This is a genomic window from Paraburkholderia sp. SIMBA_027 (assembly GCF_046535315.1).
In the GTDB taxonomy this organism is placed as follows: domain Bacteria; phylum Pseudomonadota; class Gammaproteobacteria; order Burkholderiales; family Burkholderiaceae; genus Paraburkholderia; species Paraburkholderia tropica.
Genome location: NZ_JAWRWY010001265.1, coordinates 1 through 249 on the forward strand (window position 1 = coordinate 1; position 249 = coordinate 249).

Annotated in this window: 1 protein-coding gene; it reads right to left on the reverse strand. The window is 30.5% G+C overall.

The features are described from left to right. Nucleotides 1-249, reverse strand: a 249-nt coding sequence (locus tag SB764_RS43215) for a MarR family winged helix-turn-helix transcriptional regulator (RefSeq protein ID WP_410867197.1), incomplete at both ends; no start/stop codon positions are given.

Here is a 249-nt window from a genome sequence, read left to right on the forward strand (position 1 = left end):
CCATCTTTTTTAATAATACATTAACTTTATGAAGCGCATATTTTAGATCTATTTTCTCTTCATCGTTTAATTTAGTTAAGTTTTCATTAAAATTTTGATAGATTTTAACCCATTTTTTTTCTTCAATTTCCTTCCCCAATGATGTCAGTGAAATCAAAACCGCACGTCTATCTTTTGGATCAGGCTCCTTCATCAGATAACCACCAGCTTCTAAATCGCTGATGATATTGGTTAGTTGTTGCTTAATAA